Below are 18,848 nucleotides of genomic sequence, written 5' to 3' on the forward strand. Positions count from 1 at the left end.
CGGAGGGGTCGGCGGCGGAGACGGTGGCGGGGGCGGCGGCTCATGGTGACTACGGCGCACCCGGCCTGACCCCGCCACCCCGCCTCGTACAGCGCGTGCGCCGCCCGCCGCACCAGGTCGCAGCGGTGCTGGGCGGCCACGGGCTGGAGGCTGACCGGGAGGCCGTCCCCGGCCGCGCCGATGCGGACGCCGCGGCCGGCTGCTGGGTCATATCGAACGGCTAGGTGAAGGGGCCAGCCGGGCCAGCGGCGGTGGCCAGCACCCTCCGCGCCCGCCTCGAACGCCGTGGTCGCATGGTCGCCGGATGCCGTCGAGGACTCCCAACGGAGCGTTCGGCAGGCGAGTTCGAACGCCGCCATCGAAGCGCCTTCCTCCCCATGGGCTCGCACCAGTTCATTCACCGCGCCCACCAGGCAGAACGGCGCGCGTTGCCAGACAGAAGTGCGCGGTGTTCTTCAGGGACGAGGCGGGCGGCTGGAAGGCTCTGCCACCGCGTGATGCTGGACGAGGCCCCTCAGCCGAGAAAGCGCGTGGCGTGGCGGACGGCGGTGATGGCGTGCCGGTCGTCGGTGGCGCGGGTGGCGATGGCGATCTCCACGGGCGGTCCGTCGAGCGGGACGAACCGGACGTCCGGGTGTGGGTAGAAGCGGCTGGCGGCCTCGGCGTGCAGGGCTATGCGGCCGGTTGTCACCACGGCTGACGGTATGGCGGCGGGGTTGCGCAGGGCGCCACGGCTGTGGGACCCGTCGGCGGCGGGGCTGGCCCATGCTTCGAGCGCGGGATGGGCGCGGGCGGTAGGCAGCCACGGGCTGTCACTGACGTCGGCCTCGGTCAGACGGTCGGCGTCGGCGAAAGGGGAGCGGGCGGGGACGACCACGACCCGGGGCATGGTCAGGGCGTGCTCGAAGACGAGCCCGTCGACGGGGCCGACGTACTGGACGATGCCCACGTCGACCCGGTGGCTGCGGACCGCTTCGTACTGGTCGACCAGGTCCAGTTCGGCGTAGGAGAAGGCGATTTCGGGATCGTGTCCGTGCACCGCCGCGGTCAGGTCCGTCCAGCGTTCGGCGAGTCCGAATCCCAGGACGCCCAGCGTGAGGAGCTTTTCGTCGGCGGTGCGGCGGCGGTTTTGTTCGGTGAGGGAGTCCGCGGTGTCGAGCAAAGTCCGGGCCTCGGCGATCAGCCGCTCTCCCTCAGGGGTGAGCGCCACCCGGCGGCTGGTGCGTTCGAAGAGCTGGGTGCCCAGTTCCCGTTCCAGCCGCTGGATGTGGCGGCCGAAGGGCTGGGGGCTGATGTAGTGCCGCTGCGCGGCCCTGCCGAAGTGCAGTTCCTCCGCCAGTGTCACCGCGTAGCGGAGTGCCCGGATGTCCATCCCTGTGCCTCCGTGCCTCCCGCTCCGTACCGCCGGTGCTTCCGTCTACGTCAGAGGAGGTCGAGCCGTCAACCCCTCGGGCACGGCCGGTTCACAACCATTTCGGCTGATGATCCCCGGCTTCCTCCTCTGGTGAGGTGAGTCCACGGGAGGCACTGCCTCCGTGGCTCGGATGACGAAGGAGTCATCATCATGGCTCGGCATCGCGTTGTGCTGCGCGGCGGCACCGTCCTCACCATGGATCCGCACCTGGGAAACCTGCCCCGAGGTGACGTGCTGATCGAGGACGGTGTGATCGCCACGGTGGCACCGGCTCTCTCCGTCGAGGAGGCGGAGACGGTGGACGTCACGGGACACATCGTGGCACCCGGCATGATCGACACACACCGGCACACCTGGCAGACGCAGCTGCGCGCCCTGTGCGCCGACTGGACCCTGGCGGACTACCTGTTCGGCATCCGGCTCGGCGTCTCACCGGCCTACCTCGCCGAGGACGTCCACCTGGGCAATCACCTCGGCGCCCTGGACGCCCTGAATTCCGGCGTCACCACGATCCTGGACTTCTCGCACTGCAACAACACACCCGAGCACGCCGACGCCGCGATCACCGGGCTGCGGGACGCGGGAATCCGCGCAGTGTTCGGCTACGGCTTCTTCGAGTCGAACCCGCTCCAGCCGCCGCACTTCACCGACCACGCCTTGCGCCTCGCGGACTTCCGGCGCGTCGCCGACACCCACTTCCCGAGCCGGGACGCACTGCTGACCCTCGGGGTGGCGCTCACCGAGTACGGCACGCTGCCGTTCGACACCACCCGCGCCGAGATCGCCGCCGCCCGCGAACGCGACGCGCTGATCGTCACGCACACCGGCTGCGTGTGGTCACTGCCGAGCGGCGTGCGCGAATTCGCCGCGGCGGGCCTGCTCGGACCGGACCAGGTCCACGTGCACTGCAACACCCTCACCGACGAGGAGTGGCGCCTGCTGGCCGACCACGGCGCCAAGCTGTCGATCTCGGTGGAGACCGAACTCAACATGGGCATGGGCCGCCCCGCCTTCGCCGCCGCCCGCCGGCACGGCATCAAACCGACCCTGTCCTGCGACATCGTCTCCCTCAACACCGGCGACCTGTTCACCCAGACCCGCATGGGCCTGGCCTTCCAACGCTGGGCCGACACCGAGAACCTCAACCTCACCAGCGGGGACCCCACCGCGGTGACCATCACCGCGCAGGAGGCACTGGCCTGGACCACCGTCAACGCGGCCGAGGCGATCGGACTCGATCACCGCATCGGCAGCCTCACCCCCGGCAAGCAGGCCGACATCATCGTGACCGGCGGGCCCGGCATGTCCCAGCACCCGCACCTCGACCCGGCCGGCACCCTCGTCTTCCAGACCACCCCCGCCGATGTCCGCCACGTCCTGGTCGCCGGCCGCTTCGCCAAGCGCGACGGCCGACTCACCGGCACTGACCTTCCGGCCCTGCTCGCACGGGCGGACGCCTCAGCCGAATCAGTCCTCGGCCGGCTCGCCGACGCCGGGCGCCCCCTGCCCGGTACCCCGCCGGAAGGCTGGGGCCTCATTGCCCGCATGTCCTCAGAACTCCAGGCGACTCCGGAACCCCAGCAGCCCGGACAGTGATCATGCGTTTCGTCACCTACACCGAAAGCGACGGCGACCGCGTCGGCATACTCGACGCCGACGATCTTGTCCACGCGCTCCCACCCGGTATCCGTCTCATCGACCTGCTCGACGACCCGCAGCGATTGCACAACGCCGCAGACAACGCGCTGCGCGATCCCCATACTGTGCACCCCTACGCCTCGCTCAGGCTGCGGGCGCCGATTCCCCAGCCGCCGACCGTGCGGGACTTCATGACCTTCGAGAGCCACGTCGAGGGCGTGGCCAGACTGGGCGGACCAGAGGCAGGCCCGCCCGAGCAGTGGTACGAGGCGCCGGCCTTCTACTTCACCAACCCCTACGCCATCCACGGCCCGCAGGACGGCGTGCGCATCCCGCCGGGCTGCACGCGCTTCGACTTCGAACTCGAGGTCGCCGCCGTGATCGGGCGAGGCGGCCGGGACCTGAACGTCGACGAGGCCGAGTCCCACATCGCCGGATACGTCCTCATGAACGACTGGTCCGCGCGCGACCTGCAATTCACGGAAATGCAGGTCCGCCTCGGCCCCGCCAAGGGCAAGGACAGCGCCACCACGCTCGGCCCGGTGTTCGTCACCCCCGACGAACTGGAGCCCTACCGGGCGGGCAACGCCTACAACCTGCGGATGACGGCCGCCGTCAACGGCACCGTCGTTGGCCAGGACGTATGGAGCAACATGGCCTTCAGCTACGCCCAGATGATCGCCTACGCCTCGCGGGGCACCGAGGTCCGCACCGGCGACATCTTCGGTTCCGGGACCTGCGGCGGCGGCTGCCTGGCCGAACTGTGGGGACGCCACGGGTTCAACGCCCACCCTCCCCTGGCCCCGGGCGACACCGTCACCCTCAGCGTCGAGCACCTGGGTACCCAGACCTGTCGCGTGACCGAGCGTGCCGAGCACCCCGTCGGCGATCTGCGGGCCACCTCGCACCCGCACGTCCTCGCACCCCACGGAGGCCACCGATGACCCCCACCCAGAGCCCGGCACCGGACGCGGCAGGCACCGCCCACGCCGTGGCCCCCGGCGTGTACGCCTGGATACAGCACGACGGCTCCTGGTGGATCAACAACGCCGGGTTCGTCATCACCGACGACTACACCGTCCTCATCGACACCTGCGCCACCGAGAACCGCACCCGGGACCTGCTGGGCGCCATCGGCCAGGCAGCACCGGGCACACCGATCCGCTACCTGGTCAACACCCACCTGCACGGCGACCACACCCACGGCAACAGCCTGCTGCCCCGCACGACGGTGGTCATCGCGCACGAAACCACCCGCGAAGGCATCCTGACCGACACCGTCATCGACGGCTGCCCGCCGATCTGGCAGCCCGTGCCCGACTGGGGCGCGGTCACCCGGCGCGCCCCGGATCTCACCATCCGCACAGCACTCACCCTGCACAGCGACAGCCATCCGATCCAACTCCACCACCCCGGCCACCCCGCGCACACCAACGGCGACCTGATCGCCTGGCTCCCCGAACAACGCGTGCTGTTCGCCGGAGACCTGCTCTTCCACCGCGTCACCCCGCTGGTGTTCATGGGCTCCCTGGACGGCGCCCTGCGCTCCCTGGACTGGATCGCCTCCTTCGCACCCGAACACGTGGTACCGGGCCACGGCCCCGTCATCGACGCACACGCCCTGCCGGCGGTGCTCGACCAGCACCGCGCGTACTACCGACTCGTACACACCACCGCGCAGGCCGGCCTGCGCGACGGCCTCACACCCCTGCAAGCGGCGCGCACCTGCCCCCTCGGCCCCTTCGCCGACCTGCCCGACGCGGAACGCATCGTCCTCAACCTGCACCGCGCCTACGCCGACACCACCGGCCACCCCTTCGACCTGCCCCAGGCATTCACCGACGCGATCACCTACAACTCGGGCCCCCTGCACACCCGGGTCTGACCGGCGTCGGCCTACCTCACGCAGCGCGCATTGCCCCACCACCACCTGAAAAGGCTGCACGTGAACAAAGTCCGCGACACCGCCGCCGAGGCGGTCGCCGACATCCCCGACGGCGCCTCACTGGCCGTCGGCGGCCTCAGCGGCGGCGTGCCCGAAGTCCTCATCCGCGCCCTTCACACACAGGGCGCGAGCGGGCTGCGGGTCGTCTCCAACAACTGCGGCGTGGACGGCTGCGGCCTCGGTGTCCTGCTTGCCTCCGGCCGGATCGCCCGCGTCACCGGCTCCTACGTGGGCAAGAACAAGGAGTTCGCCCGCCAATACTTGTCCGGCGAACTGGAAGTGGAACTCGTGCCGCAGGGCACGCTCGCCGAACGTCTGCGGGCCGGCTGCGCCGGCATCCCCGCCATTTACACCACGACGGGCATAGGCACCCAAGTTGCCCAGGCCGGACTGCCCTGGCGCTACGCCCCCGACGGGGGGCCGTACTCCCGCCGTACGCCAGCCGAGCTTGTCGAGGGACAGCCGGCCGCGAGCAGGGTGCCCTCCTGGGCCGTTTCCAGTACGGGCAGTTTTCCCGCACGCTGCGACAGGGCCGCAGATCCACGCCCACGCTTGGAACGTTCCCGGCCACATCACCGTCGCCCACTACCCACAGCAGCGCGCCTCGCAGGCGACCCTTCCGGATACCTGCGGCCTCAACGCGGCCTCAATCCCGCCCTCGGCCCCTCGTTCAGGCCGCCGTTGCGGCCCAGCCGAACCAAGGTCCGCCCATTCCCGCAGGTCAGGACGGCACCAACCACGGCCGTCGCAGACACCGTTGAACTTGTGAGCAGCGGATTCAGTCCGTTGTCCCAAAGTCCTGAATCCGCACACCCGCTGAGACGTTTCCGCAGGTCAGAGACCTGCACAGTGGGGCGGGTGGGACTCGAACCCACGGCCGACGGATTATGAGTCCGCTGCTCTAACCGGCTGAGCTACCGCCCCGTCTACGGCGCGTCGCGCACATTTGTGCGCGCCGTCTGCCGCAGCATAGCCGCTCATACGATCTCCTGCTTCGGGTGGTCGGCTACGCATGACCATGAGGACAGCGCCGCAGGCTGGACGGTTCCGCCGGACATGAAAAAGGACCCCTGAGGGGTCCTCTTCCGCTGCTCTCCCGACTGGACTCGAACCAGTAACCTGCCGGTTAACAGCCGGCTGCTCTGCCAATTGAGCTACGGAAGACCGAGCTCCCCCGACTGGACTCGAACCAGTAACCTGCCGGTTAACAGCCGGCTGCTCTGCCAATTGAGCTACGGAGGATTGTCTCGTTGCATCGAACGTACCTCCCTGGGTATCCGCCAGAGGGCAGGCGCTCGCTGCGACACATACATTAGCGCAAGCAGGGGGGTGCTTCGCCAATCGGTTCCTCCCCCGTGACCGATGCCGACTCAAGGGAAGGGTGGCCGTCATGCGCTATCGACTGACGTTCGTTGCCGGACTGGCCCTGGGATACGTCCTGGGCACACGTGCCGGGCGTGAGCGTTACGAGCAGTTGAAGAAGTCCGCGCGGGAGATCGCCCAGAACCCCGCGGTGCGCAACACCGCGGAGTCGGCCGCCCAGCAGAGCCGGCAGTTCGCGGGCAAGGCCTACCACGTGGTGAGCGAGCGGGTCGGTGACCGCGTCCCGGACTCGGTGGCCGAGCGCGTACGGCATCTGCGCGAGCGCAACACGAACGGCGCGGCGGCTCACGACGACTGGGGCACCAGCAACACGTAGGCGCTCCGCTGGGTTCGGCAGTTCCAAGCTGCGGGTTCGTTGTGGCTGGTCGCGCAGTTCCCCGCGCCCCTAAGAGGCCTGCGGCCTCCTAAGGGGCGCGGTACCGCACCAGGCAGCCGAACGGAGTGCCCTGCGCCACGTGCACGACTCAGTACCGGCAACACATAGCAGGTCAGGGCACAAGCGGTACGGGTGCCTCCGGCAGAGCGGCGCGGTGGGCTCCGGCGGTACGGCAGAATTTCCGCCATGGGGATAGTCGCCGGGCTGGACAGTTCGCCCGATTTCACTCGCATCGTCGTCTGCGACGCGGACAGCGGAGCTGTGCTCCGGCAGGGGTACGCTCCGCATCCGCTCGACGGCGCCGAGGGCGGTCGGCCCTCGGACGTCGACCCGCAGGCCTGGCTGCTGTCCCTGGGTGAGGCGGCGGGCGGGGGGCTGCTCGAAGGCGTGCAGGCCATCGGCGTCTCCGCGCAGCAGAACGCGCTCGTCCCGTTGGACACGCAGGGCAATACGGTGCGCCCGGCGCTGGTCGGCGGGGACAAGCGGGCGCAGGTCAGCGCCGCCGAACTGGTCGACGCGCTCGGTGGCCGGGAGGCCTGGGCGCAGGCCGTGGGCACTGTGCCGGGGGCGGCGCAGCCGGTGACCAAGCTGCGCTGGATGGTCAAGAACGAGCCGGACGCCGCGCTGCGCACGGCCATGCTCATGCAGGCGCACGACTGGCTGGTGTGGCAGCTGCTCGGCAGACCGGCCCGCCGGACCACGGACCGGGGCGATGCCTCCAGTACGGGGTACTGGTGCGCGGTGAACGGTGCGTACCGGCCCGATCTGGTCGAGCTGGCGCTCGGGCATCAGGCGCTGCTGCCCGACGTGCTCGGTCCTTCGGAGGCCGCGGGGACGACGCCCGAGGGGCTGCTGATCTCGGCGGGGACGGGCGAGACGATGGCTGCGGCGTTCGGCCTGGGGATCGGGCTCGGTGACGCGGTGGTGTCGCTCGGCGCCTCCGGGTCCGTGATGGCCGTACACCACGAGGCGCTGGTCGATCCGTCCGGGATGATCACCTCGCTCGCGGACGCGACGGGCATGCATCTGCCGGTCGTCACCACGCTGAATGCCGTACGGGTGCTGCGCGGGAGTGCCGAACTCCTCGGGCTGCCCGACCTGGAAAGCCTGTCAGACCTGGCGATGAAGTCGACGCCGGGCGCCCATGGACTCGTACTGCTGCCGTATCTGGAAGGTGAGCGGGTGCCCGCTCTGCCGCATGTGGCGGGGACGCTGGCGGGGCTGCGGCGGGAGTCGATGCGGCCCGAGCATCTGGCTCGGGCGGCGTTCGAGGGCATGCTGTGCGGACTCGCGGACGCGCTGGACGTGCTGCGCCGACGGGGCGTGGAGGTGCGGCGGATCTTTCTGCTGGGTCCGGCCGCCGAGTTGCCGGCCGTGCAGGCCTGTGCGCCCTCGCTGCTCGGCGTGCAGATCGTGGTGCCGCAGCCCGCGGACTACGCGGCGATCGGTGCGGCGCGGCAGGCCGCCTGGGCGCTCGGCGTCTCGCAGGGCACCCTCGATCCACGGCAGCCGCCCGCCTGGCAGGGCGCGACCGCGCAGGTCCTGGACCCCGGCGACGAGGTGGCGGTGGGGGCGGCGGTGCGGCAGCAGTACACGTCGGTACGGGACCAGACCCACCCGGGGGCTGTCAGGCTCTGACCGCACGACCCGGCCGATGGCCGCGCGAGGGAAGCCTGGCCGTGCGAAGGATGCCGGAATCGGGCGTTCCGGATGCTTTGAGAGGTTCTTGAAGCGCTGTCGGGTTAATTGGCTGGGGTAACGCCGGTGGAGTGTCCGACGATGGGGCGTGGTGCGTCACCACTCACCCCTGTCGCCGACTCCGAGAGACCAGCGTGCTCATACGACTCCTCCGTGCCCATCTCAGGCCGTACAAGAAGGCCATCGCCTTACTGGTACTGCTGCAGTTCCTCCAGACCTGCGCCACCCTCTATCTGCCCACCCTGAACGCGGACATCATCGACGACGGGGTCGTGAAGGGCGACACGGGCTACATCCTGTCCTTCGGGGCGTTGATGATCGGCGTCTCGCTGGCGCAGGTCGTCTGCAACATCGGTGCCGTCTACTACGGCGCCCGTACGGCCTCGGCGGTTGGCCGGGACATCCGGGCCGGCGTCTTCGACCGGGTGCAGTCGTTCTCCGCGCGTGAGGTCGGCCACTTCGGGGCGCCGTCGCTGATCACCCGCACCACGAACGATGTGCAGCAGGTGCAGATGCTGGCCCTGATGACGTTCACGCTGATGGTGTCGGCGCCCATCATGTGCGTGGGCGGCATCGTCATGGCGCTCGGTCTGGACGTACAGCTGTCCGGAGTGCTCGTCGCCGTGGTGCCCGTCCTCGGCATCAGCGTGACGTTGATCGTGCGGCGGCTGCGCCCGCTGTTCCGCACCATGCAGGAGCGGCTCGACAACGTGAACCGGGTGCTGCGCGAGCAGATCACCGGCAACCGCGTCATCCGCGCCTTCGTCCGGGACACCTACGAGGAGGAGCGCTTCCGTAAGGCCAACGTCGACCTCACCGAGGTGTCGCTGGGCACCGGGCGGATTCTGGCGCTGATGTTCCCGATCGTCATGACGGTGGTGAACGTCTCGTCGATCGCGGTGGTGTGGTTCGGCGCACATCGCATCGACAGCGGCGGGATGGAGATCGGCGCGCTGACCGCGTTTCTCGCCTATCTGATGCAGATCGTGATGGCCGTGATGATGGCCACCTTCATGTTCATGATGGTGCCGCGCGCCGAGGTCTGCGCCGAGCGCATCCAGGAGGTCCTGGACACGAGGAGCAGTGTGGTGCCTCCGAAGGCTCCTGTACGGGAACTGCGGCGGCACGGTCATCTGGAGGTCCGCGGGGCCGGTTTCCGTTACCCGGGTGCCGAGGAGCCGGTGCTGAAGTCCATCGACCTGGTGGCGCGGCCCGGTGAGACGACCGCCGTGATCGGGTCGACCGGCAGCGGCAAGTCGACGCTTCTCGGGCTGGTCCCGCGCCTGTTCGACGCCACGGACGGTGAGGTCCTCGTCGACGGTGTGGACGTACGGACCCTTGAACCGCGGCTGCTGGCGCGGACCGTGGGCCTCGTACCGCAGAAGCCGTATCTGTTCGCGGGCACGGTGGCCACGAACCTGCGGTACGGGAATCCGGACGCGACCGACGAGGAGCTGTGGCACGCGCTGGAGGTGGCGCAGGCCAAGGACTTCGTTCAGCGGCTGGAGAACGGGCTCGACTCCCCCATCGCGCAGGGCGGCACCAATGTGTCGGGTGGTCAGCGGCAGCGGCTCGCGATCGCCCGGACCCTCGTACAGCGCCCGGAGATCTATCTCTTCGACGACTCGTTCTCCGCGCTCGACTACGCGACGGACGCGGCCCTGCGTACGGCGCTGGCGCGGGAGACCGCCGAGGCGACCGTCGTGATTGTCGCGCAACGCGTGTCGACCATTCGTGACGCCGACCGGATCGTCGTACTCGACGAGGGGCGGGTCGTGGGGACGGGTCTCCACCACGAGCTGATGGCGGACAACGAGTGCTATCGGGAGATCGTGCTCTCCCAGCTGACGGAAGCGGAGGCAGCCTGATGGCCGGGCCCATGGGGCGGATGATGGCCGGGGGCGGCCCCGACCAGCAGTCGATGGACTTCAAGGGATCCGGGAAACGGCTGCTCGCGCAGTTCAGGCCCGAACGGGCGACGATGTACGGGATGTTGCTCGCCGTCGTCCTGAGTGTGGGCCTGTCCGTGCTGGGCCCCTGGATCCTCGGGCGAGCGACCGACCTGGTCTTCGCGGGGATCGTCGGGCGTCAGATGCCGGAAGGCGCCACGAAGGCCGAGGTGCTGGCCTCCATGCGGGAGCGTGGTGACGGCGGTATGGCCGACATGCTCTCCGGTACGGACTTCACGCCGGGCAAGGGCATCGACTTCACCGCGGTCGGCGAGGTGCTGGGGCTCGCGCTGCTGGCGTTCACGGCGGCCGGGCTGCTGATGGCCGTGGCGACGCGGCTGGTCAACCGGGCCGTCAACATGACCGTGTACCGGATGCGGGAGGACGTGCAGACGAAGCTGTCGCGGCTGCCGCTGTCGTACTTCGACCAGCGGCAGCGCGGTGAGGTGCTCAGCCGGGCGACCAACGACATCGACAACATCGGTCAGACGCTGCAGCAGTCGCTGGGCCAGCTCGTCAACTCGCTGCTCACCATCGTCGGCGTACTCGCGATGATGTTCTGGGTGTCGCCGCTGCTGGCGCTGGTCGCGCTGGTGACGGTGCCGTTGTCGTACGTCGTCGCCAAGTCGGTCGGCAAGCGGTCGCAGCCGCACTTCGTACAGCAGTGGCGGTCCACCGGCAAGCTCAACGCGCACATCGAGGAGATGTACACCGGGCACACGCTCGTCAAGGTCTTCGGGCGGCAGGACGAGTCGGCGGCGCAGTTCGCGGAGCAGAACGACAAGTTGTACGAGGCCGGGTTCAAGGCGCAGTTCAACAGCGGGGTCATGCAGCCGCTGATGATGTTCGTGTCGAACCTGAACTATGTGCTGGTGGCGGTGGTCGGCGGGCTGCGGGTGGCCTCCGGCGCTCTGTCGATCGGTGATGTGCAGGCCTTCATCCAGTACTCGCGGCAGTTCTCGATGCCGCTCACCCAGGTCGCGTCGATGGCGAACCTCGTGCAGTCGGGAATCGCGTCGGCGGAACGCATCTTCGAGCTGCTCGACGCGGAGGAGCAGGAGGCGGATCCCGTGCCCGGGGTTCGGCCGGAGGAGGTACGGGGGCGGGTCGCGCTGGAGAACGTGTCGTTCCGGTACGACCCCGAGAAGCCGCTCATCGAGGACCTGTCCCTGAAGGTCGAGCCCGGCAACACGGTCGCCATCGTGGGCCCGACGGGGGCGGGCAAGACGACGCTGGTGAATCTGCTGATGCGATTCTACGAGGTCACGGGCGGGCGGATCACGCTCGACGGGGTCGACGTCGCGAAGATGTCCCGCGACGAGTTGCGGGCCGGGATCGGGATGGTGCTCCAGGACACCTGGCTGTTCGGGGGGACGATCGCGGAGAACATCGCTTACGGGGCCTCTCGCGAGGTAACGCGCGGGGAGATCGAGGAGGCGGCGCGGGCGGCTCACGCGGACCGGTTCATTCGTACGCTGCCGGATGGCTACGACACCGTGATCGACGACGAGGGGTCGGGGGTGAGCGCGGGTGAGAAGCAGCTGATCACGATCGCGCGGGCGTTCCTGTCCGATCCGGTGATCCTGGTCCTTGACGAGGCGACGAGCTCGGTCGACACCCGGACCGAGGTGCTGATCCAGAAGGCGATGGCGAAGCTGGCGCATGGGCGGACGTCGTTTGTGATCGCGCATCGGCTGTCGACGATTCGGGACGCCGACACGATTCTGGTGATGGAGAACGGGGCGATTGTGGAACAGGGCGCCCATGGGGAGCTGTTGGCGGCGGACGGTGCGTACGCGCGGCTGTACAAGGCGCAGTTCGCAGAGGCGGCGGTGGAGGTGGACTGAGTGGGCTGAGGAGGCGCCTGGTGCCGCTGCGCGTGTCGCAGCGGCACCCGCGGGTTCAGTCCAGGTAGCCCCGCAGCTGGTCCGCGAACGCATGGTCACGCAGCTTGTTCAGCGTCTTCGACTCGATCTGGCGGATGCGCTCCCGCGTGACGCCGAAGATCCGGCCGATCTCCTCCAGCGTGCGCGGGCGCCCGTCCGCGAGGCCGTAGCGGAGTTGAACTACCTTGCGTTCGCGTTCGCCCAGGGTCGACAGCACCGCCTCCAGGTGCTCCCTGAGGAGAAGGAAGGCCGCCGACTCCACGGGAGATGTCGCGTCGCCGTCCTCGATCAGGTCGCCCAGCGCCACGTCGTCCTCCTCGCCCACCGGGGCGTGCAGGGACACCGGCTCCTGGGCCAGGCGCAGGACCTCGCTGACCCGCTCGCTCGGCAGGTCGAGCTGGCCGGCGACCTCTTCGGGGGTCGGCTCGTAGCCGCGTTCCTGGAGCATGCGGCGTTGCACGCGGACGACACGGTTGATCAACTCGACGACGTGAACGGGGACTCGTATGGTCCGGGCCTGGTCGGCGAGGGCCCGGGACATGGCCTGCCGGATCCACCAGGTCGCGTACGTCGAGAACTTGTACCCGCGGGCGTAGTCGAACTTCTCGACGGCCCTGATCAGGCCCAGGTTTCCCTCCTGGACGAGGTCGAGCATGGTGAGCCCGCGGCCCACGTACCGCTTCGCGACCGAGACCACGAGCCGCAGGTTGGCCTCGATGAGGCGGCGCTTGGCCATCCGCCCCATGACCACCAACTTGTCGAGGTCCAGGGCGAGTTGGCTGTTCAGCTCGGGAGCCGGGGTTCGCGCCAGCTTCTCCTCGGCGAAGAGGCCCGCCTCGACGCGGCGCGCGAGCTCGACCTCTTCGGCGGCAGTGAGGAGGGGGATGCGGCCGATTTCGCGCAGGTACTGGCGGAACAGGTCCGAGGACGGGCCACCGGTGTCGGCCGTACGGCCACGGGGTGGCAGCGCCTCGACAGGCGGCTCGGGAGCCTCGGTCTCGACGGCTGTCTCTACGGCCGTCCCGGCAGCACCGGCACGCGGCTTGTCGGGATCCGGCGGCGGGTCCCCCGACTCGGTTTCGGGATGGTGCGCGACGCGGTTCTGTTGCGGAACCGCCGGGACGACGTCCGCCTCCGCGTCCGTCGTGGTCTCGGTCTGGGTCAGGGTCTGGGTCTGCACGGGGGCGACCTCCAGGGTGATCGCTGCTGAGGCGTGCGGCAGCGGTACTTCGCGAACGGACTCGACGGCCGCGCCGCCATCCGTCCCGTACACGTTGAGCGGAACCGCGGGATGGAGGACCCGTCGCGTTCGGGTCGGCCGCGCTCCGAGGACTCAGGCACCGGAACCCAGTGTGGAGTACGACACATCCTCGCCACGAGGGGCGTGCGGTGACTTTTTGAGTCCGGTCCGTGACCGGGTGGTTACCCACACGTACGAGTGGGCTGCGAAGAGGGCAAAGGGCCCCGTCAGAGCGCTGCCGCGCCCCGTTCGCGCAAAGCCTGTCCGTACTGTTGGAGCACCCACAACTCGTTCTGTACGGCGGCCAGATGGGCCGGGTCGCCCTGGGCGCTGGCGCGGGCGAGGGTGCCCTGGACCTCGTGGATGCGGCGGTCGACGGCGCGGCGGCGCACCATGACGAGCTGATCGCCCGCGTACAGCTCGTCGACGGTCTTGCGCATGATGGCCTCTACGGCCAGCTCCGTGACCATGGCGCGGACCGCGTTGTCGGGGGCTGCCTCGCGGACCCGGATCAGATACTCCTGGGGGTCCTGTACGCCGTACTCCGCGCCGCCCGCGTCCATGATCGCCTGGCGTACGGCCGCGTACGGCGGGGCGGTGAACTCGTCGATCCCGTACGCGTCGAAGGCCGGGGAGACCAGCTCGGGGCGCTGGAGGGCAAGCTTGAGCAGCTCGCGCTCGGTGGCGTACACGGGGTTGCGGAGGTTGAGGGCAGGGCCCGAGGGGGCCTGGCGCGGTGCCATGTCGTACGAGGGCTGACGGCTGGACGTCGGCGCCGGTCCCCTGCCGCCGCGGTCGCGGGCCCAGCGTGCCAGCTGGGCCACCCGCTTGACCACGAACTGCGTGTCCAGGATGCCGAGCATGCCCGCGAGCTGTACGGCGACCTCGTGCTGGGCGCCGCTGTTCTTGATGCGGGCCACGATGGGCGCCGCCTCGTCCAGGGCGGCGGCGCGGCCCGCGGGGGTTTCGAGGTCGTAGCGGGAGGCGATCTGGCGGAGGGCGAACTCGAAGAGCGGGGTGCGGGGTTCGACCAGGTCGGCGACCGCCTCGTCGCCCTTGGCGAGGCGCAGGTCGCAGGGGTCCATGCCGTCCGGCGCGATGGCGATGTACGTCTCGGCGGCGAACTTCTGGTCGTCCTCGAAGGCGCGCAGGGCCGCCTTCTGGCCGGCCGCGTCGCCGTCGAAGGTGAAGATGACACGCGCCGAGCCGTTGTCCATCAGCAGTCGGCGGAGGATCTTGATGTGGTCGCTGCCGAAGGCCGTGCCGCAGGTCGCGATGGCGGTGGTGACGCCGGCGAGGTGGCAGGCCATGACGTCGGTGTAGCCCTCGACCACGACGGCTCGGCTGGCCTTGGCGATGTCCCTCTTGGCGAGATCGATCCCGTACAGCACCTGGGACTTCTTGTAGATCGCCGTGTCGGGGGTGTTGAGGTACTTGGGGCCGTTGTCCGCCTCGTACAGCTTCCGCGCGCCGAAGCCGACGACCTCGCCGCCGATGTCGCGGATCGGCCACATCAGCCGGCCGCGGAAGCGGTCGATGGGGCCGCGGCGGCCCTCCTGGGAGAGCCCGGAGAGGAGGAGTTCCTTGTCGGTGAAGCCCTTGCCGCGCAGATAGCGGGTGAGATGGTCCCAGCCCTGGGGGCTGTAGCCGACGGAGAAGTGCTCGGCGGCGGACTGGTCGAAGCCGCGCTCGGCGAGGAACTTGCGGCCCGTGTCGGCTTCCGGGCTGGTCGCCAGCTGTTCCACGTACCACTCGGCGGCGATCTTGTGGGCCTCGACCAGGCGGATGCGCTCGCCGCGCTGGTGGGAGGGGTTGTAGCCGCCCTCCTCGTACCGCAGCGTGATGCCCGCCTGGGCGGCCAGGCGCTCGACCGCCTCCGAGAAGGAGAGGTGGTCGATCTTCATCACGAACGTGATGGTGTCGCCGCCCTCCTGGCAGCCGAAGCAGTGGAAGAACCCCTTGCTCGGGCTGACCTGGAAGGAGGGCGACTTCTCGTCGTGGAACGGGCACAGGCCCTTGAGGTTGCCCCCGCCCGCGCCCTTCAGCTGGAGGTACTCGGACACCACGGCGTCGATCGGAACCGCGTCCCGAACCGCCTTCACGTCCTCGTCGTTGATCCTTCCGGCCACGCGTTGATTCTACGGGGCAGAACTGACACTCCTGAGGCGAGCGAGCGGCTTCTCGGCCGGGGGTCCGGGGGTTGTCCCCCGGGAATTGCAGCACGGGCGTGGTGTGACAGTCGAGTACGTCCGTCTACGTCCGTCGGTCACGAGACCAGGCTGTCCAGCGGAACGTGCGGGTCCGCCAGTGCCTCCGTGTCCACCTGAGCCCTTGAGCGGATCAGCTGTTGGATCGGCTCCGTGACGTCCCACACATTCACGTTCATCCCGGCGAGCACCTGGCCCTCCTTGATCCAGAAGGCGATGAACTGCCGCTTGCCCGCGTCTCCCCGGATCACCACTTGGTCGTACGAGCCGGGGGGCGCCCAGCCCGAGTACTCGAGCCCCACGTCGTACTGGTCGGAGAAGAAATAGGGCACCCTGTCGTACGTCAGCTCGCGGCCGAGCATCGAGCGGGCCGCCGCGGGTCCGCCGTTGAGGGCGTTGGCCCAGTGCTCGACGCGCAGCCGGGTGTCGAAGAGGGCGTGGTGGAAGGCGGCCACGTCGCCGGCCGCGAAGATGTCGGGGTCCGAGGTGCGCAGCCGTTCGTCGACCGCGATGCCGCCGCCCCGCGCACGGTCGACCAGGGTGAGGCCCGCGGCTTCGGCGAGGCCCGTGCGCGGGGCGGCGCCGGGCGCGGCGAGCACGTCGTGCGCCGGGTGTTCCTCGCCGTCGTCCGTGTGGGCCGCCAGGACCATGCCGTCCTGGCCGATGATCTCGGTGAGCCGGGCGCCGAAGTGGAAACGGACTCCGCGCTCGGCGTGCAGCTCGGTGAACATCTGGCCGATCTCGGGGCCGAGGACCGCGTGCAGCGGGGTCGGCTCGGGCTCGACGACGGTGACTTCGGCGCCGTACTCGCGGGCCGCCGCCGCGACCTCCAGGCCGATCCAGCCGGCGCCCGCGATGACGAGATGGCCGTTGTCGCGGCCGAGGGCGGCGAGGACGCCCTTGAGGCGCTCGGCGTGGGCGAGACGGCGCAGGTGGTGGACGCCCGCCAGGCCGGTCCCGGGGATGTCGAGGCGGCGGGGCTCGGCGCCGGTCGCGAGCAGCAGCTTGTCGTAGCGCACGAGCGTGCCGTCGTCGCCGAAGTGAACCGTCTTCGCGGCCGGGTCGATCACGTCGACGGTCTGGCCGAGATGCAGCTCGATGTCGTTGCGCGCGTACCAGGCGGGCTCGTGCACGAAAACGCTGTTGCGCTCCTCCTTGCCGAGCAGATAGCCCTTGGACAGCGGGGGGCGCTCGTACGGGTGGTCGCGCTCGTCACAGATCAGTATGACGCGGCCGGTGAAGCCCTCCGTCCGGAGCGTCTCGGCCGCCTTCGCGCCGGCCAGCCCTCCTCCGACGATGACGAATGTCTGATCCGCGTCGACCACTTGATGCCTCCTCGTAAATATGCCGCCATATGTGAGCCTCCCGCACGCAGCGTGGTGCGGGAAGAGGGAGTGGCCCGATCAGGCCACGGAGGGGCACGTCTGGGTGTGGGTGTCGCCTGCGGCGGGCTTTGTTCCCCAGCCCCGCCCCTTCCCGAAACTGGGGGCTCCGCCCCCAGGCCCCCGTTTTCGGCCTGAACGGCCTCGTCCTCAAACGCCGGACGGGCTTAAATCGTCAGCCGCGCGTGCAGCGATCGCGCCGACGTGTCCGTCAGGGAGGCGATCTGGTCCACGAGCACGCGTTTGCGGGCCCTGTCGTCCGGGGCCTCGTCGAACAGGGCTCGGAACTGGGGGTCCAGTCCTTCGGGCGCGCGGGCCGTGAGTGCCTCGGCCAGTTCGGCGACCATGATCCGCTGGTCGGCGCGCAGTCGCTCCTGCTCGGCGCGCTGCATGACGTACCGGTCGGCGACCGCCTTGAGGACCGCGCACTCCAGGCGGGCGTTTCCCGGTACGACCAGCTCGGCGGCGTATCGCGTGAGCCGCCCCGTGCCGTACGCCGCCCGGGTGGCGCCCTCCGCGGCCAGGCAGAAGCGGCCGATGAGCTGGCTCGTGGCGTCCTTCAGGCGGGCCTGCGCGACGGCCGATCCGTCGTAGCCGTGCGGCCACCACTCCTGGTCCAGGAGCCGGTCGAGGGCCTCGGCGAGCTCGGCGGGGTCGGTGTCGGCGGGTACGTACCGGCCGATCGCCACCGCGAAGACCGACTGCCGCTCGGGCTCCGCGTACAGGCAGCCGGGGTCGATATGGCCCGCGTGCAGTCCGTCCTCGACGTCGTGCACGGAGTACGCCACGTCGTCGGACCAGTCCATGACCTGGGCCTCGAAGCAGGTGCGGTGATCGGGGGCGCCCTTGCGGATCCAGTCGAAGACCGGCCGGTCGTCGTCGTAGACCCCGAACTTGGGTGACGTGGGGTCGGTGGGGTGGGCGCCGCGCGGCCAGGGGTACTTGGTGGCGGCGTCGAGGGCCGCGCGGGTGAGATTGAGGCCGACGCTGACGAGGTCGCCTGTTTCTTCGCTTCTCTGGAAGCGCTTGGGCTCGATGCGCGTCAGCAGTCGCAGTGACTGGGCGTTGCCCTCGAAGCCGCCGCAGTCGTGCGCGAACTCGTTCAGGGCCTGTTCGCCGTTGTGCCCGAAGGGCGGGTGGCCCAGGTCGTGCGAGAGGCAGGCCGCCTCGACGAGGTCCGGGTCGCAGCCGAGGGCGGCGCCCAGCTCGCGGCCGACCTGGGCGCACTCCAGGGAGTGCGTCAGCCGTGTACGGGGGCTTGCGTCCCAGGCCTCGATGGGGGTCTTCCCTGTTCGAGCGGAGTCGAGGACTTGGGGGAGGGTGCCGAGCGTGACCACCTGGGTCTTGCCCGCGAGGCGGCGCAGCGCGGCGGAGTGCAGCACGCGGGCGCGGTCGCGCTGGAAGGCGGTGCGGCCGGGGCGCTTGTCGGGCTCGCCGGCCCAGCGGTCGACTGACGTCGGGTCGTAGCCGGGGGGTGGGAGGTGGTTTTCGTACGGCTGGGCGGGTGCGGTGCCTTCCATGTCTCGACATTAAGCGTCGGCAGTGACAAATGGGCGCTGCCAGCTGCAGGGCGCCTACTCGTCTGCCGGGTTCTGATCGCTGGCGAGTGCGGATTGTCTGTGGCTGATCGCTCCCCCACTCTCGAATTCGCTCGAGCGGGGGGACCCCCATCGCGGCGGAGCCGCAAATTGATACAGCCCCGCGCCCCTTACAGGGGCGCTGCCCTCGCC

General features: G+C 69.8%; 11 protein-coding genes, 3 tRNA genes and 3 pseudogenes. 8 read left to right on the forward strand and 9 right to left on the reverse strand.

What is annotated here, in order from left to right; all coding sequences use genetic code 11:
• Positions 1-287: pseudogene (locus IEZ21_RS47260) on the reverse strand (hypothetical protein); the annotation flags it as partial.
• A 227-nt stretch (positions 288-514) separates the two neighbouring features.
• Complete coding sequence (locus tag IEZ21_RS00010) at positions 515-1,372, reverse strand: LysR family transcriptional regulator (RefSeq protein ID WP_189319841.1); 858 nt, start codon at positions 1,370-1,372, stop codon at positions 515-517.
• Positions 1,373-1,564: 192 nt separating this feature from the next.
• On the opposite strand from IEZ21_RS00010, the gene IEZ21_RS00015 reads away from it, so the two are divergent.
• The 4 genes and pseudogenes from IEZ21_RS00015 to IEZ21_RS00030 form a co-directional block, all read left to right on the forward strand.
• Positions 1,565-3,010 (forward strand): amidohydrolase family protein, encoded by a 1,446-nt coding sequence (locus tag IEZ21_RS00015; protein ID WP_189319842.1) that lies wholly within the window; start codon positions 1,565-1,567, stop codon positions 3,008-3,010.
• A gap of 2 nt (positions 3,011-3,012) precedes the next feature.
• A complete protein-coding gene (locus IEZ21_RS00020) occupies positions 3,013-3,996 on the forward strand; it encodes a fumarylacetoacetate hydrolase family protein (RefSeq protein ID WP_189319843.1) in 984 nt (327 codons plus the stop codon).
• Positions 3,993-4,937: an MBL fold metallo-hydrolase gene (locus IEZ21_RS00025; protein WP_189319844.1), complete on the forward strand. Its 945-nt coding sequence runs from the start codon at positions 3,993-3,995 to the stop codon at positions 4,935-4,937. The genes IEZ21_RS00020 and IEZ21_RS00025 overlap by 4 nt, the downstream gene beginning before the upstream one ends.
• A 60-nt stretch (positions 4,938-4,997) precedes the next feature.
• Positions 4,998-5,447 (forward strand): annotated as a pseudogene (locus tag IEZ21_RS00030) (CoA transferase subunit A); the annotation flags it as partial.
• Positions 5,448-5,847: 400 nt separating this feature from the next.
• Here the strand turns inward: IEZ21_RS00030 and IEZ21_RS00035 are convergent.
• The 3 genes from IEZ21_RS00035 to IEZ21_RS00045 form a co-directional block, all read right to left on the reverse strand.
• Positions 5,848-5,921, reverse strand: a tRNA-Ile gene (locus tag IEZ21_RS00035).
• Between the two features lie 167 nt (positions 5,922-6,088).
• Positions 6,089-6,161: transfer RNA gene (locus tag IEZ21_RS00040), tRNA-Asn, on the reverse strand.
• 5 nt (positions 6,162-6,166) lie between these two features.
• Positions 6,167-6,239 (reverse strand) — tRNA-Asn (locus IEZ21_RS00045).
• A 148-nt stretch (positions 6,240-6,387) separates the two neighbouring features.
• Here IEZ21_RS00045 and IEZ21_RS00050 point away from each other — a divergent pair.
• From IEZ21_RS00050 to IEZ21_RS00065, 4 genes are all read left to right on the forward strand, one after another.
• Positions 6,388-6,696 (forward strand): hypothetical protein, encoded by a 309-nt coding sequence (locus IEZ21_RS00050; protein ID WP_033320955.1) that lies wholly within the window; start codon positions 6,388-6,390, stop codon positions 6,694-6,696.
• 246 nt (positions 6,697-6,942) lie between these two features.
• A complete protein-coding gene (locus IEZ21_RS00055) occupies positions 6,943-8,394 on the forward strand; it encodes an FGGY family carbohydrate kinase (protein WP_189319845.1) in 1,452 nt (483 codons plus the stop codon).
• A 194-nt stretch (positions 8,395-8,588) separates the two neighbouring features.
• On the forward strand, positions 8,589-10,322 hold the full coding sequence (locus IEZ21_RS00060) for an ABC transporter ATP-binding protein (protein ID WP_189319846.1): 1,734 nt from the start codon (positions 8,589-8,591) through the stop codon (positions 10,320-10,322).
• Positions 10,322-12,250: an ABC transporter ATP-binding protein gene (locus IEZ21_RS00065; protein ID WP_189319847.1), complete on the forward strand. Its 1,929-nt coding sequence runs from the start codon at positions 10,322-10,324 to the stop codon at positions 12,248-12,250. Before IEZ21_RS00060 ends, IEZ21_RS00065 begins: the two co-directional genes overlap by 1 nt.
• Positions 12,251-12,305: 55 nt before the next feature.
• On the opposite strand, the pseudogene IEZ21_RS00070 reads toward IEZ21_RS00065, so the two are convergent.
• The 4 genes and pseudogenes from IEZ21_RS00070 to IEZ21_RS00085 form a co-directional block, all read right to left on the reverse strand.
• Positions 12,306-13,630 (reverse strand): annotated as a pseudogene (locus tag IEZ21_RS00070) (RNA polymerase sigma factor).
• Between the two features lie 126 nt (positions 13,631-13,756).
• A complete protein-coding gene (gene dnaG, locus IEZ21_RS00075) occupies positions 13,757-15,658 on the reverse strand; it encodes a DNA primase (protein WP_189319848.1) in 1,902 nt (633 codons plus the stop codon).
• A gap of 137 nt (positions 15,659-15,795) precedes the next feature.
• Positions 15,796-17,061, reverse strand: a complete 1,266-nt coding sequence (locus IEZ21_RS00080) for an NAD(P)/FAD-dependent oxidoreductase (RefSeq protein ID WP_189319849.1) — start codon at positions 17,059-17,061, stop codon at positions 15,796-15,798.
• Between the two features lie 224 nt (positions 17,062-17,285).
• Complete coding sequence (locus IEZ21_RS00085) at positions 17,286-18,638, reverse strand: deoxyguanosinetriphosphate triphosphohydrolase (protein ID WP_189319850.1); 1,353 nt, start codon at positions 18,636-18,638, stop codon at positions 17,286-17,288.
• Positions 18,639-18,848: the final 210 nt, after the last annotated feature.

Origin of the sequence: Streptomyces flaveus, from assembly GCF_014647675.1 — a bacterium.
GTDB lineage: Bacteria > Actinomycetota > Actinomycetes > Streptomycetales > Streptomycetaceae > Streptomyces > Streptomyces flaveus.

Bases quoted from the DNA above. Each gene is read 5' to 3' on its own strand.
- IEZ21_RS00015 (WP_189319842.1), top strand. From the start codon at position 1,565: ATGGCTCGGCATCGCGTTGTGCTGCGCGGCGGCACCGTCCTCACCATG.
- IEZ21_RS00055 (WP_189319845.1), top strand. From the start codon at position 6,943: ATGGGGATAGTCGCCGGGCTGGACAGTTCGCCCGATTTCACTCGCATC.
- IEZ21_RS00020 (WP_189319843.1), top strand. From the start codon at position 3,013: ATGCGTTTCGTCACCTACACCGAAAGCGACGGCGACCGCGTCGGCATA.
- IEZ21_RS00050 (WP_033320955.1), top strand. From the start codon at position 6,388: ATGCGCTATCGACTGACGTTCGTTGCCGGACTGGCCCTGGGATACGTC.
- IEZ21_RS00025 (WP_189319844.1), top strand. From the start codon at position 3,993: ATGACCCCCACCCAGAGCCCGGCACCGGACGCGGCAGGCACCGCCCAC.
- IEZ21_RS00010 (WP_189319841.1), bottom strand. From the start codon at position 1,372: ATGGACATCCGGGCACTCCGCTACGCGGTGACACTGGCGGAGGAACTG.
- IEZ21_RS00065 (WP_189319847.1), top strand. From the start codon at position 10,322: ATGGCCGGGCCCATGGGGCGGATGATGGCCGGGGGCGGCCCCGACCAG.
- IEZ21_RS00085 (WP_189319850.1), bottom strand. From the start codon at position 18,638: ATGGAAGGCACCGCACCCGCCCAGCCGTACGAAAACCACCTCCCACCC.